The organism is Rhodococcus sp. IEGM 1302 (assembly GCF_030056935.1).
GTDB classification, from domain to species: domain Bacteria; phylum Actinomycetota; class Actinomycetes; order Mycobacteriales; family Mycobacteriaceae; genus Rhodococcus_F; species Rhodococcus_F qingshengii.
Genome location: NZ_JASHKY010000022.1, coordinates 72,115 through 90,550 on the forward strand (window position 1 = coordinate 72,115; position 18,436 = coordinate 90,550).

Genomic DNA, 18,436 nt, shown 5'->3' on the forward strand with positions numbered 1-18,436 from the left:
CTCGTGTCGATGAATGTTCTCTTGAGGAGCAGTAACACGAGAAAATATAAACACGTCGTGTCACATCGCGTCAAGTGGCGCGACTTGTTCTATAGTGGGCGCATGACAACAGATTTGGCCGATGTGATCGGTGTGAACGCAAGAAGATTGCGGCTGGAGACAGGAGTAACGCTCGAGCAGCTCGCTAGAGCACTGAGGGATCGAGGAATGCCTTGGAGCACAGGACGTGTCGGCGACATGGAAGCCGGGAGGGTCAACCCAACGATGCCCACGATTCTCGGTTTGGCAGACGCACTCGGGGAGGTGACAGGGGGCACTGTGCGACTGGTGGACCTGGTCGCCACTGACGACTTCGTGGAGCTGACGGGCGGCCTCGCGGTCTCGTCGGCCGCGCTCGCACGAGCCCTGGAAGGTGGACCTGTCCGGTTCGAGGGCGACGACCGCGCACCCTGGGCGGGCGTCGAGACCGCACAGCAACATGAGGTGCACGAGACGCTGACGGACCGGGCGCGGGCGAACGGGTGGCCGGGGGTTGCCGAGGCGAAGGCGGATCTGAGGGTTACTACGGATGCCGAACTGAACGCGGTCTTCGACGCGGCGGACGGCGCGGCCTTGGCGGACAAGCGCGCAGCTAAGGCATTCGACGTTGAAATGGTAGAGCTGATGGCGGCAGCACTGCGGCTGTGGGGTCATTCACTCGCCGACGAGCGGGAGCGGCTGGCAGCACTCGAGCCTGACGCGAACAACCAGCGCCGAGGACAGATTTCACGAGACCTGCGCGCACAGCTCTCGGCCGCCCTGGAGTCCAAGTAATGGCGACCGTTTCTGAGTATGCGACCAAGGCTGGAACCCGGTACGAGGTCCGCTACCGAACACCGGACCACCAAACGACCCGCAAGCGCGGGTTCAAGACGAAGCGGGACGCGAACGCGTACGCAGCGCGAGTCGAGGTGGACAAGCAGACAGGGGCATTCGTACTACAGAGCGCAGGGCGAGCGACTATCGGAGAGTTGGGCGTTGAGTGGCTCGGGCGGCAGGCGCATCTCAAACCCTCGTCTGCCCGCGTCGTGAAATCGGCGTGGGACAACCACGTCCAACCGAAGTGGGGTCAAACCCCGGTTGGGCGCGTCAAGCGGACCCATGTCCAACAATGGGTGGCAGATATGTCGGTGGACAGCGGTCCCGTCACCATCACGCGGTGCTTCGGCGTCCTCGCGTCGATCTTGGATGATGCGGTCGCGGATCGACTGCTAGTGGTCAACCCCGCTCGCGGGGTGAAACTGCCTCGACGGAAACGGGGGGAGCAGACTTACCTGACGATGACGCAACTGCAAGCGTTGGCCGAGCAGGCGGGGGAGCGTCGAGGTCTCGTGTTGCTCCTCGGGTTCGGCGGACTGCGGTTCGGTGAAGCGGCAGGGTTGAGGGTTCGTCACCTGGACCTGTTGCGCCGACGGGTTCGCGTTGTCGAGAACGCGGTCACTGTGGCTGGACGAGTCGAGTTGGGCTCGCCCAAGTCTCACGCCCAACGCACCATTGCGGTACCTCGTTTGGTCGCGGAGGCACTCGCGAGGCAGTGCGAGGGTAAGGGGAGGGATGACATCGTCTTCCCGAACGTGCGAGGCGGCCACATGACGTTGCCCTCGGGGAAGTCGTGGTGGTCCGGTGCGGTGGAACGGTGCCAGGCAGACGACCCAAATTTCCCGCAGATTAGTGTTCACGCGCTGCGCCACACGGCGGCCTCGTTGATGATTGCGGCTGGGGCGAATCCGAAGGCGATCCAAGCTCAGCTAGGACACGCGTCGGCGACGCTGACGATGGACCGGTACGGCCACCTGTTCGCCGACCAACTGGGAGACCTCGCAGACGCCTTGGACGCGGCGGCGGCGGAGTCTGTGTCCAAAGCGTGTCCAGAAGATTCACCGGAAGCCGCTCTAGGATGACCAAAACCCCCTGTCTCCAGGGGGTTTTGATGTTTGTCTCGTTGTGCCCTCGGTGAGACTCGAACTCACACTGGACGGGTTTTGAATCCGTTTCCTCTGCCAATTGGGATACGAGGGCTTGTTGCGATGACTACATTAGAAGATGCGATTTCAATGTCAAACACCGGTACCCTCTAATCGTTCGCGTCTCGTGTCGGGGCGGTTCGATGGAGGAGGATGGTGGCCATGAATTCGCCGCAGCCGCAAGGCAATCAGCTCGCACCCCGTCGTGTTGTCGTCGCTGAAGACGAGGCGTTGATCCGCATGGATCTGGTCGAGATGCTCCGCGAAGAGGGCTACGACGTCGTCGGTGAGGCCGGTGACGGGCAGGTTGCGGTGGAGTTGGCCGAGTCGCTCAAGCCTGATCTGGTCATCATGGACGTGAAAATGCCCAGGAGAGACGGCATCGACGCCGCTTCGGAGATTGCCGCCAAACGCATCGCTCCTGTTGTCATTCTCACAGCGTTCAGTCAGCGCGAGTTGGTCGAGCGCGCACGCGATGCCGGCGCCATGGCTTACTTGGTCAAGCCGTTCTCGATCAGTGACCTCGTTCCCGCTGTCGAATTGGCGGTCAGTCGTTTCCGCGAGGTGACGGCGCTCGAGCGTGAGGTCGCTGATCTTTCCGACCGGCTCGAAGCACGCAAGCTGATCGAGCGAGCCAAGAGTGTTCTGATGGTTCGCCAAGCGCTCACCGAACCTGAGGCGTTCAAGTGGATTCAGCGCGCCGCGATGGATCGGCGCTCCACGATGAAGGCGGTCGCACAGGTCGTACTGGAAACTCTGGGCGGTGAACCGGACGCTTGAGCAAAGTGTCCGGGTTATCCGGCTGCACTGAGTGGCTGCGTCGACCGTCGAAACGTCGCGCAGCGCTACAGCCGTGTAAACACTGTGCACCTTCAGATAACAGTCAGGTCACAGGGCTTTCTTGAAGGATCGCGAAACGGTTCCAAGGTCTAGCGTCTGATCCCACAGCGAGCGCCAGTTCGGGTGGCGCGAGCACCGGCTGATCTTAGGAGCGTGGGATGGCTAGACGAACACTTGTGCGTACTGCTGCAGTTCTCGGCGCGGCATCACTGGCACTTGCAGGCTGTAGCTCGGACAAGTCGGATGACTCGTCTTCGAGTGGCTCTACGTCCGGCGCTTCTGCCGCGACGACATCCGTCACGACTGATTGCACCCCGGAGCAGGCCAAGGCCGGCGCCACCCCGTCCACGGAAGCGCTGCGCATCGGCACGCTTCTTCCCGATACAGGCAGCTTGTCGTTCCTCGGGCCGCCGATGGTCGCGGGCACCCAGCTGGGAGTCAACGACGTCAATGCAGCCGGAGGTGTTCTCGGCCAACCGGTCCAGCTGATTCCCGGCGATTCGGGTGACACCACAACGGACACCGCCAATACCACCGTCGACCGCGAATTGGCTGCAGGCACTCAGGTCATCGTCGGCGCCGCATCGTCTTCGGTCTCGCTCAAGGTGATCGACAAGATCGCCAGCGCAGGCGTCGTGATGTTCTCGCCTGCCAACACCTCGGACCAATTCGTCTGCTACCCAGACAAGGGCATGTACTTCCGCACCGCTCCGACGGACGTACTACAGGCTCAGGCCGTCGCACAGCTCATTTCGGACGACGGTGGTCAGCGCGTAGCGATCATGGCCCTCAACGACCCGTACGGGACGGGTCTGGCGGACAACATCGAAAAGAATCTGATCGATTCGGGTGTCCCCTCCGATCAGATCGAGAAGATCATCTACGACCCGAACGCGCAGTCGTTCAACTCCGAAGTCGATCAAGTCAAGAACTTCAATCCGGATGCAGTGGCACTGGTGGGCTTCGAAGAGTCGGCGAAGATCATCACGCGCATGCACGAAGTGGGCATCGGCCCGTCGGACGGAATGGCGATGTACGGCGTCGACGGCAACATGGGCAACGCTCTCGGCGAATCCGTGGCGAAGCCGTTGCTCGACACCATGCAGGGAACGACGCCCCTGACGGACGTCGGAGCTGCCTTCCAGGATCGTCTGAAGGCTGTGAACCCCTCTCTGATCGACTTCAACTACGCCGGAGAGTCATACGACGCGGTGGTGATCTCAGCGCTCGCTGCCGAGCAGGCGAAGTCGACGGCCGGTACCGACATCGCGGCCAACATCAACAGCGTCACCGAAGGCGGCACCAAGTGCACGTCCTACGTCGAGTGCCTGCCGTTGGTGAAGGCGGGAACCGACATCGACTACGACGGCATCACCGGTGAGTTGGACTTCAACGATTCGGGGGAGCCGTCCATCGGTTCGTACGGAAAGCTCAAGTTCGGCCCTGAGAACACCCTGACCACAGAAGGATTCGTGGTGGTGGGCAAGTAAGCAGCCAAGGAGAATGGGCCAGGGTCTCGCGACCCTGGCCCATTCTCGTGTCTGTCCTACTTCTCTTTGCTTCCAGCGAGCGTTCCCAAGTACAACTCGATCACCTTGGGGTCGTTCATCAGATTGGCGCCGGTGTCGGTGTACGCGTTCTTACCCTGATCGAGTACGTAACCGCGGTCGCAGATCTGAAGGCAGCGGCGCGCGTTCTGCTCGACCATGATGACCGAGACACCCGCAGCATTGATCTTCTTGCAGCGGATGAACACCTCGTCCTGGAACATGGGGGACAGGCCCGCGGACGGTTCGTCGAGCAGCAGCACCGACGGATCCATCATCAGGGCCCGGCCCATCGCGACCATCTGGCGTTCACCACCCGAGAGTGCGCCGGCCTTCACCTTTCGTCGTTCACTCAGAAGAGGGAATAGTTCACTCACGAAGGCGAATCGTTCCGCGAATGCCTTGGGACGCAGATAAATGCCCATTTCGAGGTTTTCTTCGATGGTCAGAGTCTGAAAGACGTTCTGCGTTTGAGGGACGTACCCGACTCCCTTCTGAACGAGGACGTGAGCGGGCGCAGACGTGATGTTGTCCTCGCGTAGGGTGACCGACCCTTCGCGTACCGGTATCAGTCCGAACAGTGATTTCAGGAGTGTCGATTTGCCTGCGCCGTTCGGTCCGATGATCCCGACGATTTCCCCTTCCTTCAGGAAGAAGTTGCACTCACGCAGGATGTTGACGCCGGGAATGTAGCCCGCGACGAGGCTGTCGGCGCGGAGCAGGGCACCTGCCGACAGTCGCTGATGCTCCTCGGCCGTCGCGGCGAACTCTGCAGGCGTGAGTGCTCGTGCTTTGTTCTCGCTCATGGCTTCTCGTGCCTTCCGCGCGGTTCCTCGGGACTCGATTCCAGCGTCGCGGCGAGATCGGCCGGAAGGTTGTCGACGTCGGGTTCCGACAGGTCCCCGCCCGACTCGAGGGTTTCGACCTCGGCTTCAGCCAGGGCGGCGGCCAGAACGGCCGTCTCGCCCACCGGATTTCCGTTGTCGTCGAACTCGAGAGCCTGGTCATGGTGGCTGCCCAGATATGCGTCGACGACGGCTGTGTTGGACGAGAGTTCGTCCGGGGTGGATTCGGCGATGACGCTGCCCTGCGCCATGACCACCACCCAATCGCTGATGTCTCGGATCACGTCCATGTCGTGCTCGACGAACACGACGGTCATTCCGTCGTCGCGCAATGACTTGATGTGTCCGAGCAGGCTTTGCGTCAGAGCAGGATTGACCCCCGCCATCGGTTCGTCCAGCATCACCACCGAGGGCGAGGTCATGAGTGCGCGAGCCATTTCGAGCAGTTTGCGCTGCCCACCGGAGAGTGAACCGGCGAGGTCGTCGGCCTTGGTGTCGAGTTTGAATCGTGCGAGGAGTTCGTTGGCGCGTTCGGTGATCTCGCGTTCCTGGCCTTTCCAGATCCACGGGACGAGAGATGCAAAAATGCGTTCACCACGTTGGCCGGTGGCACCGAGACGTACGTTGTCCAGCACGGTGAGTTTGGAGAGCGCCTTGGTCAACTGGAACGTCCGTACCACTCCTTTCCTGGCTACCTGGTGGGGATACATGCGGCCCAGCGATTGACCGTCCATCGACCACGTACCGGTGTCCGGCCGGTCGAATCCGGTAAGGAGGTTGAAGAGCGTCGTTTTTCCGGCACCGTTTGGACCGATCAGACCCGTGATGCACCCTCGTTGAATCTCGAGGTGATCGACGTCGACGGCCTTGAGACCGCCGAACGTCCGCGAGACGTTGTCAGCGACCAACACCGGGTCGGGTTTCGCCGATCCGGGAAGGTGAGGAACGTCGGCAAAGATCTGTGCTCTGGTATCGGCGTCAAGCATTGAGTTGCACCTCCCGCTTGTTACCCAGTATTCCCTGCGGTCTGAAGACCATCAGGAGAGCAATCATCAATCCGAGCAGGACATACCTGGTGGCCCCGACCTGTTGTTCGGTCAGCGAGAGCAGCGGATTCTCGCCGGAGATCGCCTGACGCAGCAAGGCATCAGGGATGGCGAGGAGGAACCAGAACAACATTGCGCCGACCACCGGGCCGAATACCGTTGCCGCCCCGCCCAGAATCAGTGCGCCGAACGCGAAGAACGTCTGCGCGGTCGAGTAGAAGTCCGGGTTGATGGACTTGGTCTGCAAAGCGTTGAACACCCCGGCCAGACCACCGATCACGCCGCCGAGAACCAGCGCCTGCATCTTGTACACGAAGACGTTCTTGCCCAACGATCGCGCTGCGTCCTCGTCTTCGCGAACCGCCTTGAGGACGCGCCCCCACGGACTGTGCGTCAACAGGTAGACAAATCCGCACAAGATCAAGACCAGCGTCCACCCCACGACCATCGACCAGAGGTCGTCTCCGTAGAACTTCACGCCGAGAAATGAGTACTGCTTGGCCGAGTCGAAGGGGCTCAGTGCGGTGAACGGGTCTGCGAAACCGAACAGGCCATTAGTGGAACCGGTCACCGAATCCGACGCGGTCGAGCGGAAGATCAGACGCAAGATCTCCGAAGCGGCGATGGTCACGATGGCGAGATAGTCGGCGCGCAGACGCAGCGTCGGGATACCGAGCACGAGCGCGAGGAGCCCCGCTGCGGTGAGTCCGACGAGGATGCCGAGCCAGAGCGGCTGGTCGTAGGTCACGGTCATGATGCCGACGCCGTAGCCGCCGAGAAGGGCAAAACCGATCTGACCGAAATTGAGCAGTCCGGCGTAGCCGAAGTGCAGGTTCAACCCGATTGCCAACAGTGCGTAGAAGATTGCCGACGGCCCGATCAGCTGGGCGAAGGAAACCTGGAAAGCTCCCATGATGTCCATGTTCGTCACCCGATCCTTTGTCTGGATCCGAGGATGCCCTGGGGGCGAACCACGAGGATCACGATCAAGACGAGAAGTCCGCCGATGTATTTGAGGTCTGGGTTGATGATGAGCGTCGAGAGTTGGACCAGAAGTCCGACGATGACGCAGCCGAGTAGCGCCCCGTACGCGGTTCCCAGACCACCGAGGGTGATTCCGGCGAACATGAGCAGCAACAGTTTGAAGCCCATTTCCCACTGGACGCGTCCGCCGAGTTCGGAGATGCCGAACAGCACACCGCCGAGGGCGGCCAATCCGCCGCCGAGACCCCAGACGAACATGATCACGCGCTCGACGTTGATTCCGGACGAAGCGGCGAGGTCACGATTGTCGGAGACGGCACGCATGGCCTTTCCGATGCGAGTCTTCTGCAGAAGCAGTGCGACGCCGACCAGGACGACCAGACTGACGATCATGACTATCGCGTTGGCGTCGGTCAGTGCGATCGGGCCCCAGTTCTTCTCGACCTGGCCCTGGTAGTCGTCGAACGGTTCGGCGCGGTCGGAGAAGAAGATCAGGATCAAGTAGCGCAATGAAATCGCGAGACCGATCGAGACCACCAATTGCGCGATCAACCCGGTCTTGCGCTTACGCAGTGGTTTCCAGACGATTCCGTTGGTCAGCAGGCCGATGCCGATGCCGACGAAGATCGCGAGGATCGTGGCGGGAATCAGCGGAACGCCGAAGGACGTGTTGATCACCCAGGCAGCAACGGCTCCCAACGTCACCATCTCGCCGTGAGCGAAGTTGGTCAGGCCAGTGGTGCCGTAGATCAGGCTCAAACCCACACCGGCGATCGCGATCACGAGGCCGAACCGCAGACCGTCGACCGTCGTGCGGATCAGCTTCTCGCCGAAGCTGACATTCGAGGCGGTACGTACCTCGCCGAACGAGAAGATCACGGTGTTCGCGCGGCCGGCCACCACCTCGCGTTCGACAGCGGCTTGCACACTGACCCCGTCGGGAAGTGTGTCGGCAACGATCTCGAAGGTGTAGGTGCCCGGTGCCACGGCCAGTTCCCAACGGCCGTTCGATGCCGATTCTCCGGTGGCGACTTCCGTGCCGGAAGAATCGAGTGCACGGACGGTGACGCCCTCGAGGCGTGTGCCGCCGTTGTTGAGATTGCCGCTGACGGGGACAGCGTTGTCGGGAACCGGTGCTGTCGGTGTTGCGGATGCTGTCGGGGTCGGCGGTGTAGGGGAAGTGGTCGGTTCCTGAGCCGAAGCAGTTCCGGCCAGGCTGAGTAATGCGAAGAACGTCAGTAATGCAAAGGCCAGTAGTCGGCTGAGTGTCGCGAGGGTCTGCCGTTTCACTACGGGTGGGGCCACGTACGTCCTCCGAGCGGGTCGGGAATAGCGCGTCTGGACAAAGGTGCCGCGCAGCAGAGGGATTGTTTCGCTGCTGCGATTTCCGGACTCTAACGGCTCCGTTCGCTTCAGATGGGGTTCTGAGATTTCCGGGATGTTTCGGTTCCGTATCGAAGGCCGAAGGCTGCATCAATTGTCCGATTCTTGTGTCTGTTCCTGCGTAAACAACGGCGAAGGCGTCGATGTCGGTCGCGATCCCTAGACTGATGAACCGTGAGCCCCGCAACCACAACTCGGTCCAGCACGTCCACCGCTCCAGCCGGCACCACCGGCAAGGCGGACGATCGCCCTCTCTTGATGCTTCTCGACGGGCATTCGTTGGCGTTTCGCGCCTTCTACGCGCTGCCTGCAGAGAACTTCAAGACACACAGTGGGCAGGCCACCAACGCGGTGTACGGCTTCACGTCGATGTTGATCAACCTTCTTCGTGACGAGCAGCCCACCCACCTGGCCGCGGCCTTCGACGTGTCGCGTCAGACGTTTCGCGCCGACCTGTTCCCCGAATACAAGGCGCAGCGCGCGAAGGCTCCGGACGAATTCAAGGGCCAGATCGACATCACCAAGGACGTTCTCGGCGCGCTGGGCATCCCGGTCATGGCCGAGGAAGGTTTCGAAGCCGACGACGTGATCGCCACCTTGACCACGCAGGCGGAGGCCCTCGGATACCGGGTTCTCGTCGTGACCGGTGACCGTGACTCGCTGCAACTGGTGACCGACAACGTCACTGTGCTCTACCCGAAGAAGGGTGTCTCGGAGCTCACCCGATTCACGCCGACGGCCGTAGAGGAGAAGTACAGCCTCAGCCCGGCGCAGTATCCCGATTTTGCTGCACTGCGCGGCGACCCGAGTGACAACCTCCCCGGCATCCCCGGCGTCGGCGAGAAGACCGCCACCAAGTGGATCCGTGAGTACGGCGACCTGCAGGGACTGGTCGACAACGTGGACAAGGTCCGCGGCAAGGTGGGCGACTCACTGCGGGAGAACCTCGCGAACGTCCTGCTCAATCGTCAGCTCACCGAAATGGTTCGCGACGTTCCCTTGCCGTACACGCCCGAGCAGTTGGTGTTGGCCCCGTGGGACCGCGAGAAGATTCATGCGTTGTTCGACGATCTCGAGTTCAAGGTTCTCCGCGATCGACTGTTCGCGACCCTGTCGTCGTCCGAGCCCGAAGCAGAGGAAGGGTTCGAGGTCAGCGGCGACGCACTCGCCCCGGGTGCGGTTGCCGCGTGGCTCGACGCCCACGCACGAACCGGTGAGCGTCACGGCGTGACGGTGCTCGGAACCAGAACTCCGTTTGCCGGCGACGTCACTGCACTCGCGATCGCGGCCTCCGACGGTGAATGTGCATACATCGCGGCGTCGACGGCAACACCGGAAGACGAAGCAGCTCTCGGTGATTGGCTCGCCGACGCATCGCAGCCGAAGGCGCTGCACGAAGCCAAGTGGGCGATCCATGCTCTGCGTGGGCGCGGTTGGACGCTCGGTGGACTGACCAGCGACACTGCTCTGGCCGCGTACCTCGTCCGGCCGGGCCAGCGCAGCTTCAATCTCGACGACCTCTCGCTCCGCTACCTCAAGCGTGAACTGCGCGCCGAAACATCCGGCCAGGAACAGCTTTCACTGCTCGACGACACCGAACAGCTCGATGCCGAAGCGGCCGAGACCGCGATGCTCAGCGCTCAGGCCGTTCTCGACTTGGCAGCTGCACTGGACACCGAGTTGGAGTCGATCGAATCCAAGTCGCTCCTCTCCGACATGGAACTGCCGTTGACGATCGAGCTCGCTCAGATCGAGGCCACCGGCATCGCCGTCGACAGCGCGCATCTGCACGATCTTCAGAGCCGTTTCGCCTCCCAGGTCGCCGACGCAGCAAACTCGGCCTACGAGGTGATCGACAAGCAGATCAACCTGGGTTCGCCGAAGCAGCTGCAGGTGGTCTTGTTCGAAGAACTCGACATGCCCAAGACGAAGAAGACGAAGACGGGCTACACCACCGACGCCGAGGCGTTGCAGGGTCTGTTCGACAAGACAGGACACCCGTTCCTCGAACACCTTCTCGCGCACCGTGATGCGACGCGTATGAAGGTGACCGTCGACGGTCTTCTCAAGGCCGTAGCCGAAGACGGACGCATTCACACGACGTTCAACCAGACGGTTGCCGCGACCGGACGTCTGTCGTCGACCGATCCGAACTTGCAGAACATCCCGGTGCGAAACGACGCGGGGCGCGAGATTCGCGACGGATTCGTAGTCGGGCAAGGGTTCGACGTTCTACTCACTGCCGACTACAGCCAGATCGAAATGCGCATCATGGCGCACGTATCAGGCGACGAGGGACTGATCGAGGCATTCAACACCGGTGAGGACCTGCACAGCTTTGTCGGCTCGCGCGCATTCGGTGTACCGATCGAAGAGGTGACTCCAGAACTGCGGCGCCGGGTCAAGGCGATGTCGTACGGTCTGGCCTACGGGCTCAGTGCCTACGGATTGGCGTCGCAGCTGAAGATTTCGACCGAAGAAGCGAAGCAGCAGATGGATGCGTACTTCGCTCGTTTCGGCGGCGTGCGGGATTACCTCCACGCGGTGGTCGAGCAGGCACGTAAGGACGGCTACACCTCGACGCTCTACGGTCGTCGTCGCTACCTGCCGGACCTCAACAGCGACAACCGTCAGCGTCGTGAGGTTGCCGAACGTGCTGCCCTCAATGCGCCGATCCAGGGCACTGCGGCCGACATCATCAAGGTGGCGATGATCAACGTGCAGAAGGCTCTCGCTGACGCCGGATTGAAGTCGCGCATGCTGTTGCAGGTGCACGACGAATTGGTGCTCGAAGTGGTTGCCTCCGAGTTGGAGGAGGTCACCGCTCTGGTCAAGGACAAGATGGCCACAGCCATCGAGCTGTCGGTGCCTCTGGATGTTTCGGTGGGAACCGGTCGAAGCTGGGACAGCGCGGCTCACTAGGCAGCAACGAAAAAGGCTGGGCCGGAATCGACTTCGATTCCGGCCCAGCCTTTTCACGCTATTCAGCAGATGCGGTCTGCTCTGCGATCTGCTTGCGGACCTCGTCCATGTCGAGTGCCTTGACCTGAGTGACGAGCTCCTCGAGCTGAGCGGCGGGAAGCGCGCCGGCCTGGTTGAACACGAGTACGCCTTCGCGGAAGGCCATGATCGTGGGGATGGAGCGGATGTTGGCGGCCGCTGCGATTCCCTGCTCGGCCTCGGTGTCGACCTTGGCGTGAACGACGTCGGCATGCTTCTCCGAAGAGGCTTCGAACGTCGGTGCGAACTGGCGGCACGGGCCGCACCAGGAGGCCCAGAAGTCCACGAGGACGACGTCGCTGCCGTTGATCGTTTCGTCGAAGTTCTGCTGGGTGAGTGTCTGGGTGGCCACAGGGGTCCTTTCCATTGTGCGGGCTGTTGGTGTGTGCAACGCCCCGGAACCGCTGATTCTTCCCTGAGCCGATTTCAGCTTGCGTTCTCGGTCGCCCGAAACGTCCGGCGGTAGGCCTGCGGCGTGGTGCAACGCAGACGAATGAAGTGCTGGCGAAGCACGGCACCGCCGCCGAATCCGACGCGTTCTGCGATGACGTCGACGGAGAGGTCGGAATTCTCGAGGAGATGTTGGGCGGCCAGTACTCGCTGATCGCTGAGCCAGCGGGCGGGGGTTGTTCCCGTTTCCGCTTGGAAACGGCGCGCGAACGTGCGCGCGGACATGTTCGCGCGGGCTGCGACCATGCCCACAGTGAGGTCGAGGGCGAGGTTCTCCGTCATCCAGTCGAGGAGCGGGGCAAGGGTTGCACTCGGCGTCGAGGCGAGGGGAGTGGCAACGTACTGGGCTTGCCCACCGTCACGATGGGGCGGCACCACCATCCTTCTCGCGATGCCATTGGCAACGCGAGAACCCTGTTCTTTTCGGACGATGTGCAGGCACAGGTCAATTCCTGCCGCGGTGCCTGCGCTGGTGAACACCGGATCTTCGTCCACGTACAACACGTCCGGATCGACCTTGGCTTCCGGATACGTCTGGGCAAGCCTCTCTGCATGCCGCCAATGCGTCGTGCATCGCCTTCCGTCCAGTAGTCCAGCTGCCCCGAGGACAAACGCTCCGGTGCACAGACTCGCCACCTTGGCGCCCCGGGCTACGGCCTCGTTGAGTTTGACCAACAGGGGATCGACACTCGAGTCGGGACTCGGTGAGCACATGTACGCGTCGCCGGCGTCGTAGGTTCCGCCGGCGGACACGACGATGAGATCGGCGTCGTCGAGAGAATCGAGGTTGTACGGAACATCGATGTTGTACCCGAACCGCGTTCGGATCGGACCCGGAACTGCGGCGATCAGAGAGAAGTCGTACGTGGGGAGGCCGTCGTCGGATCGGTCGAAGCCGAAGACTTCACATGCCACGCCGAGTTCGAACGCCTCGGTCATCGGCATCAGTGGGACCACCACTTTCGCGAGCATCTTTCGAGTGTGACAGAAAAACAGGAAAGTGGCAGAAAATCGTCCAAGTCTGGCTTTTCTGCCACTACTGCCACGTGGGACATTCCGTCAGGCTGGACACATGGCAATCATCGTCGTCAGCGTCTTGGTCCTACTGGTCCTGAACGTACTAGCTCTTGCCGGCCGAACGCCCGACACTCGTCACGACGTCAGTCCGCACGGAGACTTCACCCTTTGAGGGCAAGTCTGGCCTTTCAATACACCGCAGCTGCGGTGGTGTGGGGAGCCAGTTTCCTCTTCATGAAGATCGGGCTCGAAGGTCTGTCCTTCACGCAGGTAGTTCTGTGGCGCTTGGTCTTCGGTGCGCTCGCGCTGGTTCTCGTGTCAGCGGTCAGCCGGATCGGCCTACCGAGGGACTTTCGCGTCTGGAAACACATGGCTTTTCTCGCAGCGACACAATGCATCGTGCCGTGGCTGCTGTTCAGTTGGGCGGAGCAAAACATGTCCTCGGGACTCGCGAGCATCTACAACGCCACCACGCCACTGATGACTATGGCTGTCTCCCTTGCCTTTCTGCCGGGGGAGACGCTGACGCGATACAAATCGCTGGGGTTGCTTCTCGGATTCGGTGGGGTGCTGATCGTATTGGCGCCGTGGAATCTCGGCGTCGGCGGAAGTGTCAGTTCTCAGGTCGCTTGCCTGGGAGCGACTGCCTCGTACGGGATTTCGTTTGTCTACCTCAGACGTTTCGTGCTTCCTCTCGGCGTCGACACCCGCACGGTCGCGTTATTGCAGATCAGTATCGGTGCATTCGTGATGGTTCTGGCCTCACCGGTCATCGCGAATACACCGATGCACCTGACGCCGGCAGTTGTCCTGTCGATGATCGCTCTGGGCGCACTGGGGACCGGGCTCGCATTCATCTGGAACACCAATGTCGTTCAGGGGTGGGGGCCGACTGCGGCGTCCACCGTCACTTACCTCAGTCCAGTGGTGGGCGTCGCTCTCGGCGCAATAGTCTTGAACGAAAGCGTTGGCTGGAATCAGCCGGTTGGTGCACTCGCGGTGATCGCGGGAATCCTGGTGACCCGACGTGCAACCCGATCTGTCACAGCGGCGGCGTCAGTAACCACTCCGTCTTCTGTTCGCCGTCCCAGCGCCTGATCGCGCCGCTGCGCCCGTGAATCACGTCGTTACCGACCAGGGCAATGGCTTCACCCAGACGTGCAGGTTCGACGCGTCGGGCGAGCGTCACATGAGGAGTCCACCCGCCGGGCTCGACGTGGGCGGGAAGCGCCGTCGAACCAACGGTTGCCTCGGCTATTTCTCGGTGCAGGTGAAGGAGTGCGCGCGAAGGAATGACCGAGCGCGCCAAGACCATCTGCTTGCCGCCGAACACGACGTAGCCACCGAGTCGGACCTCGAAGTCCGGGGCCGAGAAGCGCCGCTTCAACAGTCCGTCGACCTCCGCGGGGATCTCACGGGCGACGAACAGTGTGATGTGCGGACGGTTGGACGGGCTGTGATGAGAGGCCTGACTGGGTAAACCGGCGTCGGCGAGAAGCTGCCACTGTGCTCGGACTGCCGACTCACTCACCGGATCGAGGAGCAATTCCACCGACTGGACCATGGTGAGCAATGATTGCCTGATGACAGGTGCGAGCGCAATCGGTACTTCGGCCATGCGGCTGGGACTCATGCACGGCGACGGAATCGGCCACGAAATCGTCCCGGCGACACGGCAGATCGTGGATGCGGCGTTGTCAGCGGTTCATGCTCCGCCCGTCGAGTGGGTCGAGCTTCCGCTCGGGAGTACGGCCATCGACACTCACGGCACGCCGATTCCCGACGAAACCATCGATGCGTTGGGGCAGCTGCAGGGTTGGATTCTCGGACCCCACGACAGTGCGTCCTATCCGGAGAGGTTTCGCGGACAACTCACACCCGGCGGCGTCATCCGGAAGAAGTTCGAGCTGTTCGCGAACATTCGGCCGGCAGCGGCGTTCCCCGGTGTCAAGGCGATGGTCCCCGACATGGATCTGGTGATCGTCCGCGAGAACACCGAGGGGTTGTACGCGGATCGGAACATGGCAGTCGGCAGTGGTGAATTCATGCCGACGCCCGACATCGCGCTGGCCGTCGGTGTGTTCACCCGCGCTGCGTGTGAACGGATCGCACGCACTGCCTTCGCGTTGGCGTCGCGACGGCGCAATCACGTCACGATCGTCCACAAAGCCAACGTCCTCACACTGACCACCGGCCTGTTCCGTGACGCCTGCCGAACCGTCGCTGCGGAGTACCCACACGTAGTCGTCGACGACGAGCACGTCGACGCGATGGCGGCGCACCTGGTTCGGCGCGGCGGCGACTTCGATGTCGTGGTGACCGAAAACATGTTCGGCGACATCTTGTCGGATCTGGCGGGCGAGCTGTCCGGTTCACTCGGAACCGCGCCGTCGATCAACGCTTCCGAGACGCAGGTCATGGCTCAGGCTGCGCACGGTGCCGCACCCGACATCGCCGGGAAGAATCGGGCGAACCCGACGGCACTGTTCCTCTCGAGTGCAATGATGCTCGACTGGCTCGGTGATGCGCGTGGCGATCGGTTGTTGTCTGCGGCAGCACGCCGGATTTCAGATGCCGTTCGCACGACCATCGCGTCGGGCATCGCGACCGCCGACCTCGGCGGTTTGGCATCGACCAGCGAATTTTCCGAAGTCGTGTACGCACACACTCTGCGTCGCTGATTCTTGTACGACAGGCCGGAATCTTGCGAAGTCGGCGACGGTGGAACTCCTGCCGTAACCTACCGTTCGACTGAATTTCGGATGGACGTTGCAAGTGCGGCGATCGACGAGTGGAGAGCAGAGTCGTGGTCGATGAAAACGCACGGGCACCAAGGCCACGTGGCGTGAGTTATGGCTCGAGCAGTGGCGGGCGTATCCGCGCCAACGTGGTGCGAGTCTTGTTGGTGGGCTTGATCGTCGCACTGTGCGGCGGGTGTGTGACCAACAACGAGGGCCTCGTTCCGGAGGGGCCGCCACTTGACATCCAGAAGGTGCCCGAGATCGCCGCCCTGTTGCCCCCGAACGTCAGGGAGTCGGGCAAGCTGCAGGTCGGGGTCAACATTCCTTACGCACCAAACGAATTCAAAGATGAGAATGGCAAAATCGTCGGCTTCGACGTCGACATCATGAACGCAGTGGCGACTGTGCTCGGGGTCGAAGCTGTCTATAACCAGGCCGACTTCGACAAGATCATCCCCGCTATCCAGTCGGGAAGCTACGACCTCGGCATGTCTTCGTTCACCGACTCCAAGGAGCGGGAGAAGTCGGTCGACTTCGTCACGTACTACAGCGCAGGTATCCAGTGGGCTCAGCGGCCGGACAATCCCGTGGACCCGAACAATGCGTGTGGGTTGCGAGTGGCGGTACAGACCACAACTACCGAGGACATCGACGAAGTACCCGCCAAGAGCGAGGCATGCGTTGCTGCGGGCAAGCCGCCCATCGAGAAGATCAAGTACGACAGTCAGGACGATGCGGCCAACGCACTCATCCTGGGTCGAGTCGACGCGTTGTCTGCGGATTCACCGGTGACCGGCTACGCGATCAAACGGAGTAAGGGGCGGATGGAAGCTGCGGGTCAGCCCTTTGATTCCGCGCCGTACGGCTGGCCGATCGTGAAGGGTTCCGCCCTTGGTCCCGCCCTGCAGCAGGCAATGCAGTACCTGATCGACAACGGCGTCTATCAACAGATCGCGCAGACCTGGAGTGTCGAGGCCGGCGTCATCGAAGTATCCAAGATCAACGGCGCGGAAAGCTGATGAACATGACAACAACTGAGACTGGCGATCCGGCGCCGATCAAGGCGATCCCACTGCGCAGACCGGGCCGATGGGTCGCAGCAGTCGTGGTGGTGGTCCTGGTAGGGCTCTTTATCTACGGTTCGGCGACCAATGAACAGTTCGGCTGGGCGACTTACCGCCAGTACCTCTTCGACGATCGAATTTCGAAGGCCGCCTGGGTCACCATTCAACTGACAATTCTGTCGATGGCAGCCGCGATCGTTCTGGGCATCGTCCTCGCGGTAATGCGGCTGTCGCCGAACCCGGTGCTGAAGTCCGCTGCCTGGGTGTATTTGTGGGTCTTCCGCGGCACGCCCGTTTACGTCCAGCTCGTCTTCTGGGGTCTCTTCCCCTCCATATACAAGAGCATCGATCTCGGCGTTCCGTTCGTCCATCAGTTCGTGCATTTCGACATGCAGGATCTCCAGGCGGCGTTTCTCTTCGCAGTCATCGGACTCGCATTGAACGAGGCGGCGTACATGGCCGAAATCGTCCGTGCAGGTATCGCCTCGGTCAACGAAGGTCAGACCGAAGCGTCAGTGGCTTTGGGAATGACGTGGGGCCAGACGATGCGGCGAACGGTCCTTCCCCAGGCGATGCGGGTGATCATCCCACCGACCGGCAACGAATTGATCAGCTTGCTCAAGACGACTTCGCTGGTGACCGCAGTGCCGTTGAGTACCGAACTCTACGGACGAGCGAGAGACATATCCGGTGCAAATTTCGAGCCGATCCCACTCTTGATGGTCGCGGTTACGTGGTACCTCGCAATGACCAGTGTTCTCATGGTCGGCCAGTACTACGTCGAACGCCACTATTCGAAAGGGTCGACGAGGACGCTCACCACTCGCCAGCTTCAGGCACTCGCCGACGCACAGGGCAAAGAAACGGTAGTGGAGACACTCCCGGATATTCCAGGAGGAGAACGCAGATGACACCGATGGTCAAGGCAGACCGGGTCTGTAAGAACTTCGGCGCGCTCGAGGTTCTCAAAGGGGTCTCACTCGAAATCGATCCCGGCCAAGTTCTGTGCCTCGTCGGGCCGTCCGGGTCGGGCAAGTCGACGTTCTTGCGCTGCATCAATCACCTCGAGCAGGTCAACGCCGGCCGACTGTACGTCGACGGCGACCTGGTGGGCTACTCGGAGAAGAACGGAAAACTGTACGAACTTCACCCGCGAGCAGCGGCCAAACAGCGCCGCGACATCGGGATGGTGTTTCAGCACTTCAATCTGTTCCCACACCGCACCGCTCTCGAGAACATCATCGAAGCGCCGACGCAGGTGAAGCGCGTCAGTAAGAAGAAGGCTGTCGAACGAGCGAAGGACCTCCTCGATCAGGTCGGGTTGAGCGCCAAAGCCAACGCCTACCCGGCCCAGTTGTCGGGTGGTCAGCAGCAAAGAGTTGCCATCGCCCGCGCACTCGCGATGGACCCGAAGCTCATGCTGTTCGACGAGCCGACGTCCGCGCTCGACCCCGAACTGGTTGGTAGGACCCCATTTGGTGAGCCACTCGCTATCAGAGAATCAATGCGTGTGAAT

Annotated in this window: 17 protein-coding genes and 1 tRNA gene; 10 read left to right on the top strand and 8 right to left on the bottom strand. The window is 61.7% G+C overall.

The features are described 5' to 3' along the window. Window positions 1–102 precede the first annotated feature (102 nt). Both QM609_RS23235 and QM609_RS23240 read left to right on the top strand, forming a co-directional pair. A complete protein-coding gene (locus QM609_RS23235) occupies window positions 103–813 on the top strand; it encodes a helix-turn-helix domain-containing protein (protein ID WP_283337495.1) in 711 nt (236 codons plus the stop codon). Next, the gene (locus QM609_RS23240) at window positions 813–1,940 is read left to right on the top strand and encodes a site-specific integrase (protein ID WP_182262515.1); all 1,128 of its coding nucleotides are present in this window, start codon (window positions 813–815) and stop codon (window positions 1,938–1,940) included. The genes QM609_RS23235 and QM609_RS23240 overlap by 1 nt, the downstream gene beginning before the upstream one ends. Window positions 1,941–1,984: 44 nt before the next feature. Here QM609_RS23240 and QM609_RS23245 read toward each other — a convergent pair. Continuing rightward, a tRNA-Leu gene (locus QM609_RS23245) sits at window positions 1,985–2,058 on the bottom strand. A 107-nt stretch (window positions 2,059–2,165) separates the two neighbouring features. On the opposite strand from QM609_RS23245, the gene QM609_RS23250 reads away from it, so the two are divergent. Together QM609_RS23250 and QM609_RS23255 are read left to right on the top strand one after the other, a co-directional pair. Then, window positions 2,166–2,783, top strand: a complete 618-nt coding sequence (locus QM609_RS23250; protein ID WP_003944029.1) for an ANTAR domain-containing response regulator — start codon at window positions 2,166–2,168, stop codon at window positions 2,781–2,783. A gap of 218 nt (window positions 2,784–3,001) precedes the next feature. Continuing rightward, complete coding sequence (locus tag QM609_RS23255) at window positions 3,002–4,333, top strand: ABC transporter substrate-binding protein (RefSeq protein ID WP_003944031.1); 1,332 nt, start codon at window positions 3,002–3,004, stop codon at window positions 4,331–4,333. Between the two features lie 56 nt (window positions 4,334–4,389). On the opposite strand, the gene QM609_RS23260 is transcribed toward QM609_RS23255, so the two are convergent. From QM609_RS23260 to QM609_RS23275, 4 genes are read right to left on the bottom strand one after another with little or no spacing between them, the layout of a single operon-like run. Continuing rightward, entirely contained in the window at window positions 4,390–5,196 is an 807-nt protein-coding gene (locus QM609_RS23260) for an ABC transporter ATP-binding protein (RefSeq protein WP_003944041.1), read from the bottom strand. Beyond that, entirely contained in the window at window positions 5,193–6,221 is a 1,029-nt protein-coding gene (locus tag QM609_RS23265; protein ID WP_029255470.1) for an ABC transporter ATP-binding protein, read from the bottom strand. The genes QM609_RS23260 and QM609_RS23265 overlap by 4 nt, the downstream gene beginning before the upstream one ends. After that, the gene (locus tag QM609_RS23270) at window positions 6,214–7,203 is read right to left on the bottom strand and encodes a branched-chain amino acid ABC transporter permease (RefSeq protein ID WP_003944088.1); all 990 of its coding nucleotides are present in this window, start codon (window positions 7,201–7,203) and stop codon (window positions 6,214–6,216) included. Before QM609_RS23270 ends, QM609_RS23265 begins: the two co-directional genes overlap by 8 nt. Before the next feature lie 5 nt (window positions 7,204–7,208). Continuing rightward, on the bottom strand, window positions 7,209–8,519 hold the full coding sequence (locus tag QM609_RS23275; protein WP_037120375.1) for a branched-chain amino acid ABC transporter permease: 1,311 nt from the start codon (window positions 8,517–8,519) through the stop codon (window positions 7,209–7,211). Window positions 8,520–8,822: 303 nt separating this feature from the next. Between QM609_RS23275 and polA the strand changes: the two genes are divergently transcribed. After that, window positions 8,823–11,570: a DNA polymerase I gene (polA, locus tag QM609_RS23280; protein ID WP_007728727.1), complete on the top strand. Its 2,748-nt coding sequence runs from the start codon at window positions 8,823–8,825 to the stop codon at window positions 11,568–11,570. 58 nt (window positions 11,571–11,628) lie between these two features. Here polA and trxA read toward each other — a convergent pair whose 3' ends face one another. Beyond that, window positions 11,629–12,000 carry a thioredoxin gene (trxA, locus tag QM609_RS23285; RefSeq protein ID WP_003944106.1) on the bottom strand — a complete coding sequence of 124 codons (372 nt, stop codon included), beginning with the start codon at window positions 11,998–12,000 and terminating at the stop codon, window positions 11,629–11,631. A 74-nt stretch (window positions 12,001–12,074) separates the two neighbouring features. Next, window positions 12,075–13,070 (bottom strand): helix-turn-helix domain-containing protein, encoded by a 996-nt coding sequence (locus tag QM609_RS23290; RefSeq protein WP_003944097.1) that lies wholly within the window; start codon window positions 13,068–13,070, stop codon window positions 12,075–12,077. A 213-nt stretch (window positions 13,071–13,283) separates the two neighbouring features. On the opposite strand from QM609_RS23290, the gene QM609_RS23295 reads away from it, so the two are divergent. After that, on the top strand, window positions 13,284–14,213 hold the full coding sequence (locus tag QM609_RS23295; RefSeq protein WP_050656519.1) for a DMT family transporter: 930 nt from the start codon (window positions 13,284–13,286) through the stop codon (window positions 14,211–14,213). Here QM609_RS23295 and QM609_RS23300 read toward each other — a convergent pair. Continuing rightward, window positions 14,158–14,733 (bottom strand): 2'-5' RNA ligase family protein, encoded by a 576-nt coding sequence (locus QM609_RS23300; protein ID WP_179090806.1) that lies wholly within the window; start codon window positions 14,731–14,733, stop codon window positions 14,158–14,160. The genes QM609_RS23295 and QM609_RS23300 overlap by 56 nt on opposite strands. Between QM609_RS23300 and QM609_RS23305 the strand changes: the two genes are divergently transcribed. The 4 genes from QM609_RS23305 to QM609_RS23320 form a co-directional block, all read left to right on the top strand. Then, complete coding sequence (locus QM609_RS23305; RefSeq protein WP_050656520.1) at window positions 14,699–15,796, top strand: isocitrate/isopropylmalate dehydrogenase family protein; 1,098 nt, start codon at window positions 14,699–14,701, stop codon at window positions 15,794–15,796. The genes QM609_RS23300 and QM609_RS23305 overlap by 35 nt on opposite strands. A 164-nt stretch (window positions 15,797–15,960) precedes the next feature. Further along, on the top strand, window positions 15,961–16,875 hold the full coding sequence (locus QM609_RS23310; protein WP_371683520.1) for an ABC transporter substrate-binding protein: 915 nt from the start codon (window positions 15,961–15,963) through the stop codon (window positions 16,873–16,875). Beyond that, window positions 16,875–17,831, top strand: a complete 957-nt coding sequence (locus QM609_RS23315) for an amino acid ABC transporter permease (protein ID WP_050656521.1) — start codon at window positions 16,875–16,877, stop codon at window positions 17,829–17,831. The genes QM609_RS23310 and QM609_RS23315 overlap by 1 nt, the downstream gene beginning before the upstream one ends. Then, a partial coding sequence (locus tag QM609_RS23320) for an amino acid ABC transporter ATP-binding protein (protein ID WP_283337502.1) occupies window positions 17,828–18,436 on the top strand: 609 nt, incomplete at its 3' end. The genes QM609_RS23315 and QM609_RS23320, both read left to right, overlap by 4 nt.

Excerpts from the sequence above, each read along its gene's own strand:
- QM609_RS23235 (WP_283337495.1), top strand. The coding sequence starts at position 103 with ATGACAACAGATTTGGCCGATGTGATCGGTGTGAACGCAAGAAGATTG.
- QM609_RS23255 (WP_003944031.1), top strand. The coding sequence starts at position 3,002 with ATGGCTAGACGAACACTTGTGCGTACTGCTGCAGTTCTCGGCGCGGCA.
- QM609_RS23305 (WP_050656520.1), top strand. The coding sequence starts at position 14,699 with ATGACAGGTGCGAGCGCAATCGGTACTTCGGCCATGCGGCTGGGACTC.
- QM609_RS23270 (WP_003944088.1), bottom strand. The coding sequence starts at position 7,203 with ATGGACATCATGGGAGCTTTCCAGGTTTCCTTCGCCCAGCTGATCGGG.
- QM609_RS23265 (WP_029255470.1), bottom strand. The coding sequence starts at position 6,221 with ATGCTTGACGCCGATACCAGAGCACAGATCTTTGCCGACGTTCCTCAC.
- QM609_RS23240 (WP_182262515.1), top strand. The coding sequence starts at position 813 with ATGGCGACCGTTTCTGAGTATGCGACCAAGGCTGGAACCCGGTACGAG.
- QM609_RS23300 (WP_179090806.1), bottom strand. The coding sequence starts at position 14,733 with ATGGCCGAAGTACCGATTGCGCTCGCACCTGTCATCAGGCAATCATTG.
- QM609_RS23290 (WP_003944097.1), bottom strand. The coding sequence starts at position 13,070 with ATGCTCGCGAAAGTGGTGGTCCCACTGATGCCGATGACCGAGGCGTTC.
- QM609_RS23250 (WP_003944029.1), top strand. The coding sequence starts at position 2,166 with ATGAATTCGCCGCAGCCGCAAGGCAATCAGCTCGCACCCCGTCGTGTT.
- QM609_RS23260 (WP_003944041.1), bottom strand. The coding sequence starts at position 5,196 with ATGAGCGAGAACAAAGCACGAGCACTCACGCCTGCAGAGTTCGCCGCG.
- QM609_RS23315 (WP_050656521.1), top strand. The coding sequence starts at position 16,875 with ATGAACATGACAACAACTGAGACTGGCGATCCGGCGCCGATCAAGGCG.